Origin of the sequence: Shewanella spartinae (assembly GCF_019457555.1) — a bacterium.
GTDB classification, from domain to species: domain Bacteria; phylum Pseudomonadota; class Gammaproteobacteria; order Enterobacterales; family Shewanellaceae; genus Shewanella; species Shewanella loihica.
This window is the reverse complement of sequence record NZ_CP080418.1, coordinates 4,297,900-4,311,218: the sequence shown is the minus strand read 5'-3', so window position 1 is coordinate 4,311,218 and position 13,319 is coordinate 4,297,900. Positions and strand designations below refer to the sequence as shown.

Here is a 13,319-nt window from a genome sequence, read left to right as displayed (position 1 = left end):
CCAGGAAAGGACAGAGTTCATCTTGTATAGATGAACTCTGTTTCATCGAGGCTTTAGAGCAGAGCGCCCAGCCCCTGCATCAGCAGATCTGTGGTACCGGCGCCGGCGTTGGCGTCGAGGTACCCCTTAACGATATCGACCATAGGCTTAGCCAGTTCCTTGGAGATGCCAAGCTTCTCAAAAGAATCATAAACCTGGGCGCCACCCTGTAGCGAGCTGCCGAGATCGCCCGCCTTAGAGAGTAGGCCCGACATGCCAGAGTCGCTGTCGAGCTGCGGCGCCGCCGAGAGCAGGCCATCTATGCCAGGAATCGCCTCGGCGATAGGGCCGAAGCTGTCGCCGCCGAGGGTCGTCTTCGCCAGCGATAGCAGGCTACCCAGTCCACCTTCCGCCTGGGTCTGGTTGAGACCGAGCTGAGACATCACAGTGCCAACGAGATCGTTGTTTTGAGTCTGGGTGGCGACCTGAGGCGCCTCTTCTTTCTTGGTGAGGTCGTCAAACCAGCCGGCCGATGCCGGGCTGCTGAGCAGTAATGAGCCTAAGATAACCGCGCTGATAGTGGATAATTTCATGAATCGCCATCCCATGGTGATTAAGTGCTAGATAGGCGACCTATTCTAGCCTAGCCTGGCAACAAGTTTGTATCTATTTTTAGACATGTGTTGTGCATTGGCGGCGAAATTTCGGTATCCTGTCGCACTCACAAGTTGGTTTATATCTATCTAATGGAAAGTCACATGTCATTATCAGCGATTTTGACCGAAGCTTATAACTTCTTTCGTAACCATATCCGCCAGTTAGCCGCACTTACCGTGCCTATCTTATTCCTACAGGTGGGGATTCAGATGTGGTTAGGCATGGAGATCAATAGCGCAGATCTGGAGAATCCCCAGTTTGGCGTGCCCCACATGATCGCTATGATGGTGCTCTTGTTGGTCTTTTCACTGCTTATCGCCGCCCTGACGCTGTTTATGGAGGTGAGATCCCATGGGCATGAGCCGTCGACCGGCATACTGCTCAAGACCAGCCTGAGTTTCGTGCCGCCGCTGCTGCTGGCCGGTGTCTTCTCTGGCCTGGCTATTCTGGCTCCTGTGATGCTGTTTGCCGCCTTTGGTCCTATCTGGCTGGTGGGTCTGGTGATCAGCATCTATGTGTTCGCTCGCCTGGCCTATGTGAACTTCATGGTGGTGGTCGAGCGTCTGACGCCGCTGGAAGCGATCAAGGGTAGCTTCAAGTTTAGTGGCCCTATCGCCTTTAAGACCCTGCTGGTACTCATGCTCTATATTCCGCTGTCGCTTATCGGCGGCACCCTGTCTAGCCTGGCACAATCCGTAGGCTTCCCGCTGGTGTTAGTGGTCGAGGTGTTGGTGGCCTTCTTCGGCCTGTTCGTCAACGTAGCCCTGTTCCGCCTCTACATGGTGTCGCGTCCCAGCATAGACGAGCAGGTGTGATCCTAAAGAGCAGCGCCTTTTAAATACAGCACAGACGGAGTCCTCACCTTGCTCAGCGATATCGAACTGGTTAGCCAATTTTCGCACGACCTGGGTGAAGACTACCGTGTGGCCAAGAGCTATGTGCGTGACGTGCCGACCCAGGCACTGCTGCACGTGCGTAGCTTCACCCATAGATTGACCGATAAGCTGGCGGCCTCCCAGCAGCTGGTCTTCGACAGCCCCAACCTCTACGACCGAATCGAACTGCTCAACCGTCAGCGGGTGATCAACGTGCGTCTGACCCGCGCCTTGCACAGGCTGCGCAGCGACGGCAACCGTGGGGCCCATCCCGAGAAATATCACCTCACCGCCGAGGCGCTCGAGCAGCTGGCCGAGAAGGCTATCGAACGTCTGGTCAAGCTGGTGGAAGATCTCTATCCGCTGCTCTGCAATGAGCCTGCCCCCGAGTATCGCTTCGAGCCTTTCGATGCCTTCGCCGGGCGGGATCTCTGTTATCGTGCCGTGATGGAAAACGATCCTCAGGCGCAGTATCTGGTGGGCATGTCGCTCAAGACCCGCGCCCTGATGCAGAAGGAGCAGGAGCAAGCCCTGCATGACGAGGCGGAGCAAGAGCTTGACCCTCAGAGCGAGGCCAACTTCAAGCAGGCGGCCCACTGGTTTGCCCTAGCGGCGCCCCATCTGCCCGAGGCGAAATATGAACACGGCGTCAGCCTGCTGCACGGCTATGCTGGCAAGGCGGACGTGGCGGCGGGCGAGAGTGCCATCATAGCCGCGGCCAAGGCCGGGGTAGTGAATGCCATGGCCCTGCTGGGCTATTTCTATTTGGTCGGTAGTGAGCAGATCAGCATAGATACTCAGCTAGCCTATCGTTACCTGCAGGCGGCGGCGGATCGCGAGCAGTCGGAAGCCATGGCTAACCTCGGCGTGCTCTACTATCAGCAGGCCAACTATGCCCAGGCGTTTCACTATATCTCCAGTGCCGCTCAGGCCGGATTCCCCCATGCCCAGTATCACCTGGCGCTCATGTTGGCGCGGGGCGAGGGCTGTGAGGCCGATCCCCTGGCCAGCGAGCAGTGGATGGCCGAGGCCGCCGAGCAGGGACAACTCGATGCCATGCTGCACTGTGCCCAGCAGATGCTCAACAACGAGAATGCCCTGGGCAATGACTTCTCTCTGGCGGAGCGCTACCTGAGAGAGGCGGTGAAATATGGCCACAGCGTGCCGGCCATGATAGAGCTGAGCATCGCCCTGGCCGACGGCATATTGGGACGCATCGACGTGGTGGGCTCGGCGGCGCTGCTGAGGATGGCGCGCCAGCGTGGCAATGAACGCGAACGTGAGGTGATAGCCCCACTGTGGGAGTCGCTGTCTCTGCAGATCGATAAGGTCCTGAGTGTCACCCAAGACGCCGAGGAGCAGAGAGCCCTGCAGCGCGCACGGGAGCTGCTGAGCGATCCCGCCTAATAGCTAACAATCATTGCATACAATATCCATTTGTGGCTAAATGTGCGCCTCTGTTCTCAGCCGGTGTGGAGTCGCCTTGTCACAAATCCAACCTATTCGCTGCCATCTCTGCCAGCAGACACCTTGTTTGACGCAGTGCGCCGAGCACAACGACACTCTCAACCAACACGCCGCAGAATACGTTAAGCTGGTGTTGGCCATAGGCCATCATGAGCCCCTCTATGTGGATGCCTATTACGGTCCCGCCCAGTGGCAGGCCGAAGCCTCAATGCTGCCCCTTCCAGAGCTGGCTTCGCGCTGCGCTTCACTGGTGAATCAGCTGGCCAATGCCGGTAAGGACCTGTCCTGTCAGTTCCTTAGGGATCGTCATGGCTTCCTGAGTAAGCAACTCGGCGCTGTGGCGGCTTACCTGAAGCGCCTGATGGGTCAGGAGTTTAGTTTCGATGTCGAGTCGCGGCTACTCTACGATACCCAGGCGCCCAAACTGAATCTGAGTGACTTCAGTGAGGTGCTCGCACGAATCGATAGCCTGCTGCCCGGAGAGGGGAGTCTGACTAAGCGGTTTGACGCCTATCGAAGCCAGTTTATCGTGCCGGCCGACAGAGTGCCTCAGGTGTTTACCGCCGCGGTGGAGCAGGCGAGGTTGCTGACAAAGCGTCATCTTGCCCTGCCAGAAGGGGAGCAGTTCAGGGTCGAGTTCGTCAAAGATCAGATCTGGACCGCCTATAACTGGTATCAGGGGAATTACGCCAGCCTGATCCAGCTCAATCAAGACCATCCTCTGCACCTTGAGCGCGCCCTGGAGTTGGCCAGTCACGAGGGCTATCCGGGCCATCACGTGTTTAACCTGCTGCAGGAACGTGAACTGGTGAAGGGGCTTGGCTGGTGGGAATATGCAATCTACCCCCTCTATAGTCCCATCTCGTTTCTCTCCGAGGGCAGCGCCAACTATGGCCTATCGCTGCTGATGACTAAGGAAGAGAGAATCGATTTCGAGCAGCGGGTATTGATGCCCATGGCGGGCATAGAGGGCAATCTGCAGCATTATCATGAGGTGATGGAAGCCTACAAAGCCCTGGCTAATCTGGATACGCTGGTGTGCAGGCAATTGATCGACGGCGAAATAACTCGCGAGGAGGCGGCGCAGTTACTGGTGGAATTTGCCCTCTACACGCCTGAGAAGGCGGCGCAGCGGGTGCGCTTCTATCAGGCTAATCGGAGCTATGTGCTCAACTATCACCATGGCGAGGCGAGCGTCGGGGAGTATGTTACAAATCAGGCCCGTGATAACGCACAGGCCTGGGAAGTGTTTGCCACCCTGCTAGCAAGGCCAAGGGCGGCGAGTGGGATTATTCGTTAGGGTCGTGCTCGAAGGTGCGACCCTGACGTGGGGATTGGGCTTTGCCAAAGGGCGAAGCGGTCTCAAACGGCCGCGACGAAAACCCCTTTTGGTCAAAACCTTGAGTCTGTCCGCCGAAGGCGGCATTCCCCTGCTGGCGGAACTTGGCCAGCTGGCGCTTAAGAAAGACCCGGCCAAACAGGCTCAGGATGATGAAGCTTAAGGCGCCGACAAGAATGACAAAGGGAAGCGCTAGCAAGACCAATGTCATCACAACTAAACCGATAGCGAAGGCCATCCAGCCTTTAGTGCCCGAGAACCTATGCTGGAAAGGCGTCTGTTGAAATTGATGATAAATCATAGTTTCTCCTTCATGGCGATGGCTCGATTGTGCCCATATTCGCCCCACGAGATCACGTTAAATTCGTTTAATCTTCTTCGTAAACTGTTACCAAATGTCTCGGTGGTGGCAGAAACTTATCTTAACCGCCATAAGGTTAACCTAAGCTGAACCGGATGCCGATAACGCATCTTCGGGCTGGTTGACCGCCTGGGCGACACGCTTGCAGATGGTCTCGCGGATCCACTTATGCCCGGGTTCGTCATCGTTGCGTTCGTGCCACAGCAGTACATAGGCCAGGGAGTGGAAGTCGAACGGCAGTGGCAGCTCCTCCAGTGCGTAGAGCTTGCGGGCGTGGGCGGCGAAGCTAGAGGGTAGGGTAAAGATAAGATCGCTATGGGCGCAGACGCTGGCGGCGCCATAGAAGTCGGGCACCGTGGTGCTCAGGTGACGTCTCTGTCCCGATTTCGCCAGAAAATAGTCCAGCGCCCACCACTCATTGCCCTCGCAGCGCACCTGCACATGGGACATCTCCAGATAGATGTCGAGATCCCACTGATGATTACGAATGGCCGGCAGCATGGGGTGGCCTTGGCGCACCAGGCAGACCTGATGATCGGTAAACAGTGTCTGGTGGGCGATCCCTTCCGGCAGCCTGTCGATGATGAGATCCGACTGTGGGTTGATGTCTCTGCCCGTGATGCCAAAATCTATCTGGCCCTTCTGCAAAGAGGAGAGAGACTTCTCCGTCCACAGGTAGGAGTCCAGCCTGAGATTGGGGGCGTTGTTGAGCAAAGGGCCGATGAAGTAGGGGATCAGCGTTTCATAGGCACTCTCTACCATGGCGAAGGAGAACTGACGCCTGCTGCTGGCAGGATTGAAGCTAGGCGGTTGAGTCAGCTGGTAGAGTCCCTGCAACATGTCCGGCAGCTGCTGGCCCAGCAAGGCAGCGTGGGCTGTGGGCTTGAGGCCGTGGGCGGTGCGGATAAACAGGGGATCTCCCAGGGTATCGCGCAGCCGGTTGAGGCTCTTGCTCAGGGCCGATTGACTCAGATGCAGACGGCTGGCGGCGCGGGTCACGCTGCGCTCCTCCAGTAGCACCTGTAACATGACCAAGAGGTTGAGATCGATACGCGCTAGGTTGTCGAGATTCATTAGATATTCCTTACAGGAAATTAGCTTTTGAAATTATACCATTTCTGTTCATAACTTGGCTGGTCTAAAATAAGCCTCATTACCCTTACCCCTACATAAAATTAGAGAAATATGCGTCGGAACCTGTTACCCATACTCATGTCTATGGTGGTCTTGAGCCCCCTAGCCATAGATATCTATCTGCCCTCAATGCCCGTGATGGCGGCCGAATTTTCCGTGTCGGCCAGTCAGGTGCAGTCGACGCTGGTGCTGTTTCTGTTTGCCATGGGGGTCGGTCAGGTGCTGATCGGTCCGCTGGCGGATCGCTTCGGGCGTCGCCCCATAGCGCTGGGAGGCCTGCTGCTCTATATCGCCAGCAGTCTGTTGGCCGCGGTGGCGATGGACTTTCATTGGCTGCAACTGGCTCGCGTGCTGCAGGGCTTAGCGGCCTGCTCGACCTCTATCGTGGTATTTAGTGCCGTCAGAGACTGTTTCACTCCTAAAGAGGGCGCCCGCTACTACAGCTATCTTAACGGTGTGATCTGTGTGATCCCGGCACTTGCACCGACCCTAGGTGGTCTGCTGGCGCTGCAGTTTGGCTGGCGTTCTACCTTCGTGTTTATGACGCTGTACGCCATCATCATCATGATTCTCGTCGGCTATCGCCTGCCCGAGACACGTCCGGCCAACACAGTTACCGAAGGGCCGCTCTATCGCTGGTCACGTTATAAGCCTGTGCTGATGGACCCGCACTTTATGTTTTATGCCTTCGCCTGTATGGCGGGTATGGCGGCGATTCTTGCCTATGTCTCCTACTCGCCCGTGTGGCTTATCGAGACCATAGGCGTGTCCGAGCTGACCTTTAGCGGCCTGTTCGGTCTCAATGCCCTGGTGAATATTGGTGCCTGTTTCGCCGCGCCTGTGGTGATTCAGAAGCTGGGGAACCGCCCGACCGTTATCGTTGCCCTGAGCGCCATGTTGGTCTCGGCGCTGCTGCAGCTTGCGGTGCAGTGGGCTGGCCCACAGACCGGACTCGCGGCCGCCTTCGGCTTCATGCTGCCTATGATGCTCTTGTGTATCGGTTTCGCCCTGCTGCTTGGTCCGGCGACCAGCATGGCCCTGGCGGGCTTTGGCGAGCGTGCCGGTACGGCCACCGCCATGCTTGGCTTCATTCAGATGAGCGGCGCCTCGATTCTGGCGGGTCTGGTACAGCAGACCTCGCTGACCGCCCCCTACGCCGTAGTCGTCGTCATGGGTGGCCTGGCGAGCCTACTGCTGGTTGCCATGAACATGAGTCGACTAGACTCTTGGCACCAGGAGCGTCACGCCCATTGATAGGCGCAACCTAATCCATTAGCAACACCCTTTTAGCCTGCATTAGTGACCTCAATGCAGGCTTTTTTTGGGGCTGACGTTAGAAGCGGGCGTTTACCCCAATACCGATAAGGAACTCATCTGCTAAATCTTCATCGGAAAATCGCTTAATCCCGGCGAAGTTAGCGGCGAAGTTGTTGGAGATTTGCCACCAATATTTCGTCGACAGGCTAAACAGATTGATGCTGTCATCATAGCTGTATGTGTCAACGGAATTCTCTAGGGTTGGCCACTGGGCTTTTGCATCGCTATTGAACCAGCTATAACCGGCGCCAACGGACCAGGCCGGGGTGACATACCAGTCGGCGCTCAGGCTCACGTGAGTAGTGTCATTTTCATAGCGGCTCTCTATCGATTGGGAAGGTATGACACTGCTGCTTTCTAGTTTGCCATATTCGATCTGGGCCTTTAGATCTAAGCCTGTGGTCGATTGCAGCGGGAAGTAGGTACGGATATGAGCGCCATAGAGACTATTGTCTAGATCGTAATTAACGACTTCCTCTGTGCTCAGGCTCCAAGAATCTGAGTTACCTTGATACTGGTAATAGATGGCGACTTCGGAGCTGTCGTTAAAATAGTAGCCGAAGTTGATGCCATAACCGGTTTGATCTTCATCTATAACCGATGCAATCAAATCGTCTTGAGCCACATCGAGATAGAGATAATTGGCGCCGATAAACCATTTGGAGTCCATCACATATCGACCATCCACTGTGTAGCGAACCGTATTGTCATAGGCGTTTTCCTGAGCATACATACCGCCTAGATAGGAGGATTGCGCAAGGAATCCCGCCAGTGCATGGGGGGCATTGTTCTTCTCTACAGGTTTAAAATAGAAGCGGTAGTCAAGGTTCCAGACACCGTCTTCGAAGTGATCTGTATCGGTGCCGAAGCTCACATTGGCTTCGTGCTGAAAGGTATTAACGGCTTCACCGGCATACGCCTGTGTCGTTAACCCTAGGAGGAGTGGGAGTGTGAGTAGCTGTTTTTTCATGTTCTTCTTCCTTGTAGTTATATTGGCAGCGTCCATGCTGTGATAACACTCAGCTGCCCGTTATAATCTTGCTTTAAGACGAGCCATTGCCCAGCGCTGGATTATATTTGTTAATTGATTGTTGTGTAAAGGTTTGATTTTTATGCGTGAGTTTTAAGTGGCCGGGTTGCGCAGTGCGTCAGCTCGGTTAGATATAGCACTCAGCCATCGCTATCGAGGATCTTGTGAGCCGTCCCGTTTGCCCCCAATGCCAATACCCGGTTAATGCCTGTCTGTGCGACAGCATTCGTCCGTTATCTACCCGCGTCGAGGTGATCGTGTTGCAGCACCCCAGCGAGGTGTCTCATGCCAAGAACAGCGTCAAGCTGATGCAGGCTGTGATGGGGGAGCAGTTGCGGCTGGTGGTGGGGGAGATGCCGGAGGATTTTGCCGACCTGAGGGCCTATCTCGCAGCGCAAAGCAGGCCTGTGTGTCTGCTCTACCCCAGCGAAACCAGCCAGCCATTGGAGGCGTCGGTGCAGCACCATGATGCAATCTTATTGCTGCTCGACGGCACCTGGCGTAAGGCCTACAAGTTGTTGCAGCTAAATCCTTGGCTGCTTGAGTTTACTGGGGTACACCTGGATCTCGACGCCCCCTCCAAGTACACCATACGTAAGGCTAAACGGGATGATAGCCTGTCGACCCTGGAGGCGGCGGCGCTGGCCATAGAGACGCTAGAGCCAGGCTGCGATGTGTCGCCACTTCATGACGCCTTGGCGGCCCTAGTGGAGAAACGTCTGGCGGCCATGCCGGCGGCGGTGAGGAAAAGATACGGGCCCAAATAACTTGGTGATAAAACTGTGAACCAGCTATAGGTTGCCGGAAAAGCCTATGGGGTAGATCACGATAATCTGAAACGAATTAAGGTCTAATAGCCTGAGTCACTCAAGATAGAGTGGTCAGATAGCTGTGTCAGTTTACTGTCCATGCAGGGAGGCAGTATCGCCCTCGAGGCGCTGACACAGTTATCGGTTTAATGCAGGATGAAGTTTGCCTTGGTGAACTGCTCCGCCGCCGTCGGATAACCATAAAAATACCCCTGGGCGAACCCTTGGCCCATCCCCGCCAGTATCTGTTTCTGCTCCAGCGTCTCGACCCCTTCCACCACAAATTGGATCTTAAGCGCTTGGGCCAGCTGTATCATGGCCTGGCAGAGCTCGCGCCCCTGGGGATCGTTGAGTCGCTCGGCGAAGCCCGCATCTATCTTGAGCGTGTCTATGGGTAGGCTGCCCAACTTGCTGAGGGAAGAGAGCCCGGCGCCGAAGTCGTCGATGGCGATCCGCACCCCTAGTGCCTTGAGATGGTTGAGGGTGGCCTTTACCCGCTTGGGCTGGCGCAGCAGGGCCGATTCGGTGATCTCCAGTACCAGGCCGTTGGCGGGCAGGCCGCTGGATTCGAGCGCATGGGTTACCTGCTTCACAAAATCCGGATGTTCCAGTTGGGTCGCCGACACATTCACGCAGGCCTGAAGTGGTTTATCTATCTCGCTGCGCCACTTGGCGACCTGCTCACAGGCAGTGGTGAGCACCCACTGGCCTATGTTAATCAACAGGCCGGTTTCTTCCAGCAGGGGGACGAAGTCGCTGGCTTCGATTATCTCTGTATCACTCTTGTGCCAGCGCAGCAGCGCCTCGACTCCCAATACCTGGCTGCCATCGAGGTTGACGATCACCTGATAGGCCAGCTGGAACTGGTTCAGGCTAAAGGCATGGCGCAGGTCGTTGATGGTCTTCAGCTTGTATTGGGCATCCCTGTGCATCTGGCTGTCGTAGAAGAGCACATGGTTAGGGCTCTTCTTGGCGCAATACATGGCGGTGTCGGCAAAGCTGAGCAGCTGAGCGGCCTGGTCGCTATGTTCGGGGAAACAGGCTATGCCTATGCTGGTACCCAGGAAGAACTTCTGACCGTTGATCTCGAAGGGCGCGTCGAATATCGCCAGCAGCTGCTGCGAGATGGCCTCTATCTCCTCGCTATCCTGGCAATCGCTCAGCACCAAGGTAAATTCGTCGCCGCCGAGACGGGCGATATGGGCATTATCGATGCAGCTGGCCTCGAGGCGCGCCGCGACCAGTTGCAGTACCTTGTCGCCAGTGGCGTGGCCGAAGCAATCGTTCACATTCTTAAAGCCGTTAAGGTCCATAAACATCACGGCGCCCGGCTTACCGCCTACCTCCATGGCATCGGCCAGCACCTGATCCAGATGCAGCTTGAGCTGGTGGCGGTTTGGCAGGCCGGTCAGGGTGTCGACCATGGCCTGTTCGGTCAGGCGCGACTCCAGCCGCTTCTTGGCGCTGATGTCGCTAAATAGGGTGACATAGAAGATCTCGCCGTCTATCTGTAGCTTGCGGCAGCTCTTCCAGGCGGGAAACTGGCTGCCATCGGAGCGGGTCTTCAGGGTCTCGCCCTGCCAGCTGCCGCGATCTTCCAGGCTCTGTAGGAAATCGGTTTGTCTTTGGCTGGCCTCGCAAAATCCCTGTAGATCCAGCGGACTCTTATTCAACAGTTGGTCAGCGCTATAGCCGCAGATGCGGCACATCGCCTTGTTGACCGCGATGATCTCATGCTGGTGATTACTGATGTAGACGGCTTCGGCGCTGTCTTCCAATATGCTGGAGACCAACTGTGCCGGCAGGCGATCGAATCCGTTGGATACCGTCTCGCGCCGTTTTGCCCTGCGATCGGCGGGGTCGAAACGCGCCAGGATCACTTGGCTGCCCTCATGATCTGCCGGCAACATGGTGACCTTGGTGGGCAGCTCACGCCCCAGCTGGCTCATGTGCAGCCAGTTGATGCTGACCACCTCGCCCTGATGGACGCGTTCGATTAGCTGCTGCGCCACCTCTATGCTGTTGATACCGCTGGCCTGGATCCGTGGGGAGAAGTCGTAGGGGGTGGCCGTGATGAAGCTGTCGCGCTGGGTGTCGAAATAATCCAGCGTGCCCTGACTGGCCCCTATGAAGGCGTGTCCCTTGAGAACGGCTAGGTAAGCGCACTCATCCTGGCGCCAACTGTCGAGTTGCCGCTGAATCTCAGGCTGTGCGCTGCGAAGCTGCGCCAATAAGGTAAACCAAGGGCCCATAGGGTGCTCCAAGAGATGGCTCGCAAATGGGGCATAGAGCAGCTTTATATCTTGCCTGCGCTGTTCTTCTCTGTGCCAATTGGGTTAAAAATACCGCGAATCGATAAGAGACTCAAACCTAAGGATAAGTTTTTGTATGGTTTTTCAGTCATTTTTATGGCATTTGTTAACAAATCCCTAAAGGGAGCGGGGCCTGAGGTTTTTCAGCTTTGCGCTCGCGATAGTGCTAGAATCACCACAGACCCTCATCTGGTTAAGGATAACTGTCATGTTGACCCGCTCAATTTCTTGTATCGTCTTGCTGTTGCTCGCTAGCCTGAGCTGCGGTCTCGCGGCGAAGGAGCATAAGCGCATGAGCCCTAAGGCCGAGGAGGCCAGTAAGATTGCCCGCCAGACGGAGGCGGAGCAGCTTGAGAAGGCCAGAAAGGCGGCCAACGCCACCCAGGCGAGAGAGCAGGCCGTGCTCGAACGTCAGCAATCGGGCGAATGGCAGGAAGACCAGCGCGAGAAGGCGCAGCGTCAGTTTAACGAGCGCGAGAGTCGAGAGTCTAAGTACTTAAAAGAGGCGCGCGAAGCCGCGGCTCAAGAAAGAAAAATCCCCAAACCCCAAAGCTAATTGGAAACCCTGTGAGTCTTTGTCCCCTTTGTCATAGTGATAACCTGGCGTGCTTTCATCGCGATAAGCACAGAGCATATGAGATCTGTAATCAGTGCCAGCTGGTGAGCGTCCCCGACCAGTACCTCCTAAGCGCCGAAGACGAGAAGGCGTTTTACGACCATCACCAAAACGACAGCAAGGATCAGGGCTATCGGCGCTTCCTGGGACGCACCTGGTTACCTCTGAGTGAGCGATTGACTAGCGAGCATAGCGGGCTGGATTTTGGCTGTGGCCCGGGGCCGACCATCAGCGTGATGGCGGGCGAGGCGGGGATTGCCATGGACAACTATGATCTCTACTACTTTCCCGACGAGCAGCTGCTAAAGCAGCAATATGACTTTATTACCATGACAGAGGTGATAGAGCATGTGGCCGATGCCTCGGCCCTGCTGAAGAGGCTGGATGCCATGATGAAGCCGGGCAGCTGTCTGGCAGTCATGACCAAGCGGGTGCTGGATGAGGCCGCCTTCGCCAACTGGCATTACAAGCAGGATCAGACCCATATCCGCTTCTACAGTACGGCCACCTTCGAGTGGATCGCTAAAGCGTTTAACTGGCGGCTCGAGGTGATAGACAAGGATGTGGTCTTTTTTACTAAATGCTAAGCCTCAGATTCAGCCTCTGGCCGTGGCCTTACAGACTCATGTTTAGTGCTATGCCTTAGGCTGCTGCATCAGGTGATTGATGATCACCTTCTGGGCAAAGTCGCCCAACGTCTCCTCATCCTGGCTCTCATCTAAGATGAAGCCATATTGATACTGGCTGCGCCCCACGCCTGGAGGTTGGATGTTCTTGAGTAGGATAGGCACGCTGAGGGTCTCCAGCGACTGCCCAAACTTGACCTGTAAACGATAGCCCTGATTCAGGGCGCCTCCCTCAATCTCATCACCTATGTAGGCGCCGCCCTTGACCGAGATATCCTGCAGAAAGCCGCTGGAACAGACATGGGTGGAGTGGCTCTCAGCCGTGCGCTCATGGATCGAGGCGGCCAGATTGACCGGAATACGGCAGTGTTGTCTCAGGGCTACGCTCTGTAGCACCTTGGGGTATTTCACCACTAACCAGCGCCCGGCGTTGTTGAGCAGGGTCTTGATCTGGCTGCGAAAGGCGAGGATGTTGGCCTCGGGATCGTCGCTGTTGATCAGGCGCACCACCACACCTTGTCCCTGGGTAATATAGTCCTGGGCGGCCTGCCAGTATTTGTCCTGGCCCAGGGCGAGAATGATGGCGTTGTCCGGGTCTATGCCGATCAGCCGGGTCTTGAGCCTGATGGGCCTGAGCGGTGTAAGCACCTGCAGCTGGGCCTCTGTGTTGCAGTTGATGCGGTTTAGGTAGGCTAAATCGATCTCTGTGGCTTGTGGCAAGGCGTACTCTCCCTCGGGTTAGGTGTCGTCATACTTGTGTCTTAGCATGGCACAAAAGCAATAAGTTACAATTCTCT

14 protein-coding genes are annotated in these 13,319 nt (G+C 56.1%); 8 read left to right on the top strand and 6 right to left on the bottom strand.

Annotated elements, in window-relative coordinates; genetic code table 11:
• Window positions 1–53: 53 nt before the first annotated feature.
• Window positions 54–572 carry a DUF2780 domain-containing protein gene (locus K0I31_RS18670; protein ID WP_011867388.1) on the bottom strand — a complete coding sequence of 173 codons (519 nt, stop codon included), beginning with the start codon at window positions 570–572 and terminating at the stop codon, window positions 54–56.
• Window positions 573–737: 165 nt separating this feature from the next.
• Between K0I31_RS18670 and K0I31_RS18665 the strand changes: the two genes are divergently transcribed.
• The 3 genes from K0I31_RS18665 to K0I31_RS18655 all read left to right on the top strand — a co-directional run bounded on the left by K0I31_RS18665 (window position 738) and on the right by K0I31_RS18655 (window position 4,278).
• Window positions 738–1,451, top strand: coding sequence for a hypothetical protein (locus K0I31_RS18665; RefSeq protein WP_041406790.1), 714 nt, complete (start codon window positions 738–740; stop codon window positions 1,449–1,451).
• 48 nt (window positions 1,452–1,499) lie between these two features.
• Window positions 1,500–2,918 (top strand): tetratricopeptide repeat protein, encoded by a 1,419-nt coding sequence (locus tag K0I31_RS18660; protein WP_011867386.1) that lies wholly within the window; start codon window positions 1,500–1,502, stop codon window positions 2,916–2,918.
• Window positions 2,919–2,994: 76 nt separating this feature from the next.
• Window positions 2,995–4,278, top strand: a complete 1,284-nt coding sequence (locus K0I31_RS18655) for a hypothetical protein (protein ID WP_258406531.1) — start codon at window positions 2,995–2,997, stop codon at window positions 4,276–4,278.
• Here K0I31_RS18655 and K0I31_RS18650 read toward each other — a convergent pair.
• Window positions 4,268–4,618, bottom strand: coding sequence for a hypothetical protein (locus tag K0I31_RS18650; RefSeq protein ID WP_220043608.1), 351 nt, complete (start codon window positions 4,616–4,618; stop codon window positions 4,268–4,270). The two genes, K0I31_RS18655 and K0I31_RS18650, sit on opposite strands and share 11 nt — an antisense overlap.
• A 141-nt stretch (window positions 4,619–4,759) precedes the next feature.
• A complete protein-coding gene (locus K0I31_RS18645) occupies window positions 4,760–5,752 on the bottom strand; it encodes a LysR substrate-binding domain-containing protein (RefSeq protein ID WP_011867383.1) in 993 nt (330 codons plus the stop codon).
• Window positions 5,753–5,863: 111 nt separating this feature from the next.
• On the opposite strand from K0I31_RS18645, the gene K0I31_RS18640 reads away from it, so the two are divergent.
• On the top strand, window positions 5,864–7,066 hold the full coding sequence (locus K0I31_RS18640; protein WP_220079343.1) for a multidrug effflux MFS transporter: 1,203 nt from the start codon (window positions 5,864–5,866) through the stop codon (window positions 7,064–7,066).
• Window positions 7,067–7,145: 79 nt separating this feature from the next.
• Here K0I31_RS18640 and K0I31_RS18635 read toward each other — a convergent pair whose 3' ends face one another.
• The gene (locus K0I31_RS18635) at window positions 7,146–8,099 is read right to left on the bottom strand and encodes a porin family protein (RefSeq protein ID WP_220079342.1); all 954 of its coding nucleotides are present in this window, start codon (window positions 8,097–8,099) and stop codon (window positions 7,146–7,148) included.
• Window positions 8,100–8,323: 224 nt separating this feature from the next.
• On the opposite strand from K0I31_RS18635, the gene K0I31_RS18630 reads away from it, so the two are divergent.
• Window positions 8,324–8,926, top strand: a complete 603-nt coding sequence (locus tag K0I31_RS18630) for a tRNA-uridine aminocarboxypropyltransferase (protein ID WP_220079341.1) — start codon at window positions 8,324–8,326, stop codon at window positions 8,924–8,926.
• Window positions 8,927–9,114: 188 nt separating this feature from the next.
• Here K0I31_RS18630 and K0I31_RS18625 read toward each other — a convergent pair whose 3' ends face one another.
• Window positions 9,115–11,220, bottom strand: coding sequence for a putative bifunctional diguanylate cyclase/phosphodiesterase (locus K0I31_RS18625; protein WP_220079340.1), 2,106 nt, complete (start codon window positions 11,218–11,220; stop codon window positions 9,115–9,117).
• A 15-nt stretch (window positions 11,221–11,235) separates the two neighbouring features.
• On the opposite strand from K0I31_RS18625, the gene K0I31_RS18620 reads away from it, so the two are divergent.
• The 3 genes from K0I31_RS18620 to K0I31_RS18610 are packed head-to-tail and all read left to right on the top strand — an operon-like array spanning window position 11,236 to window position 12,483.
• Window positions 11,236–11,535, top strand: a complete 300-nt coding sequence (locus K0I31_RS18620; protein WP_220079339.1) for a hypothetical protein — start codon at window positions 11,236–11,238, stop codon at window positions 11,533–11,535.
• Window positions 11,489–11,836 (top strand): hypothetical protein, encoded by a 348-nt coding sequence (locus K0I31_RS18615; protein ID WP_220079338.1) that lies wholly within the window; start codon window positions 11,489–11,491, stop codon window positions 11,834–11,836. Before K0I31_RS18620 ends, K0I31_RS18615 begins: the two co-directional genes overlap by 47 nt.
• An 11-nt stretch (window positions 11,837–11,847) precedes the next feature.
• Entirely contained in the window at window positions 11,848–12,483 is a 636-nt protein-coding gene (locus tag K0I31_RS18610) for a class I SAM-dependent methyltransferase (RefSeq protein WP_220079337.1), read from the top strand.
• A 48-nt stretch (window positions 12,484–12,531) separates the two neighbouring features.
• Here the strand turns inward: K0I31_RS18610 and K0I31_RS18605 are convergent, their stop codons facing one another.
• Window positions 12,532–13,242: a flagellar brake domain-containing protein gene (locus K0I31_RS18605; protein WP_220079336.1), complete on the bottom strand. Its 711-nt coding sequence runs from the start codon at window positions 13,240–13,242 to the stop codon at window positions 12,532–12,534.
• Window positions 13,243–13,319: the final 77 nt, after the last annotated feature.

Excerpts from the sequence above, each read along its gene's own strand:
- K0I31_RS18670 (WP_011867388.1), bottom strand. The coding sequence starts at position 572 with ATGAAATTATCCACTATCAGCGCGGTTATCTTAGGCTCATTACTGCTC.
- K0I31_RS18665 (WP_041406790.1), top strand. The coding sequence starts at position 738 with ATGTCATTATCAGCGATTTTGACCGAAGCTTATAACTTCTTTCGTAAC.
- K0I31_RS18650 (WP_220043608.1), bottom strand. The coding sequence starts at position 4,618 with ATGATTTATCATCAATTTCAACAGACGCCTTTCCAGCATAGGTTCTCG.
- K0I31_RS18645 (WP_011867383.1), bottom strand. The coding sequence starts at position 5,752 with ATGAATCTCGACAACCTAGCGCGTATCGATCTCAACCTCTTGGTCATG.
- K0I31_RS18640 (WP_220079343.1), top strand. The coding sequence starts at position 5,864 with ATGCGTCGGAACCTGTTACCCATACTCATGTCTATGGTGGTCTTGAGC.
- K0I31_RS18635 (WP_220079342.1), bottom strand. The coding sequence starts at position 8,099 with ATGAAAAAACAGCTACTCACACTCCCACTCCTCCTAGGGTTAACGACA.
- K0I31_RS18625 (WP_220079340.1), bottom strand. The coding sequence starts at position 11,220 with ATGGGCCCTTGGTTTACCTTATTGGCGCAGCTTCGCAGCGCACAGCCT.
- K0I31_RS18620 (WP_220079339.1), top strand. The coding sequence starts at position 11,236 with ATGGCTCGCAAATGGGGCATAGAGCAGCTTTATATCTTGCCTGCGCTG.
- K0I31_RS18615 (WP_220079338.1), top strand. The coding sequence starts at position 11,489 with ATGTTGACCCGCTCAATTTCTTGTATCGTCTTGCTGTTGCTCGCTAGC.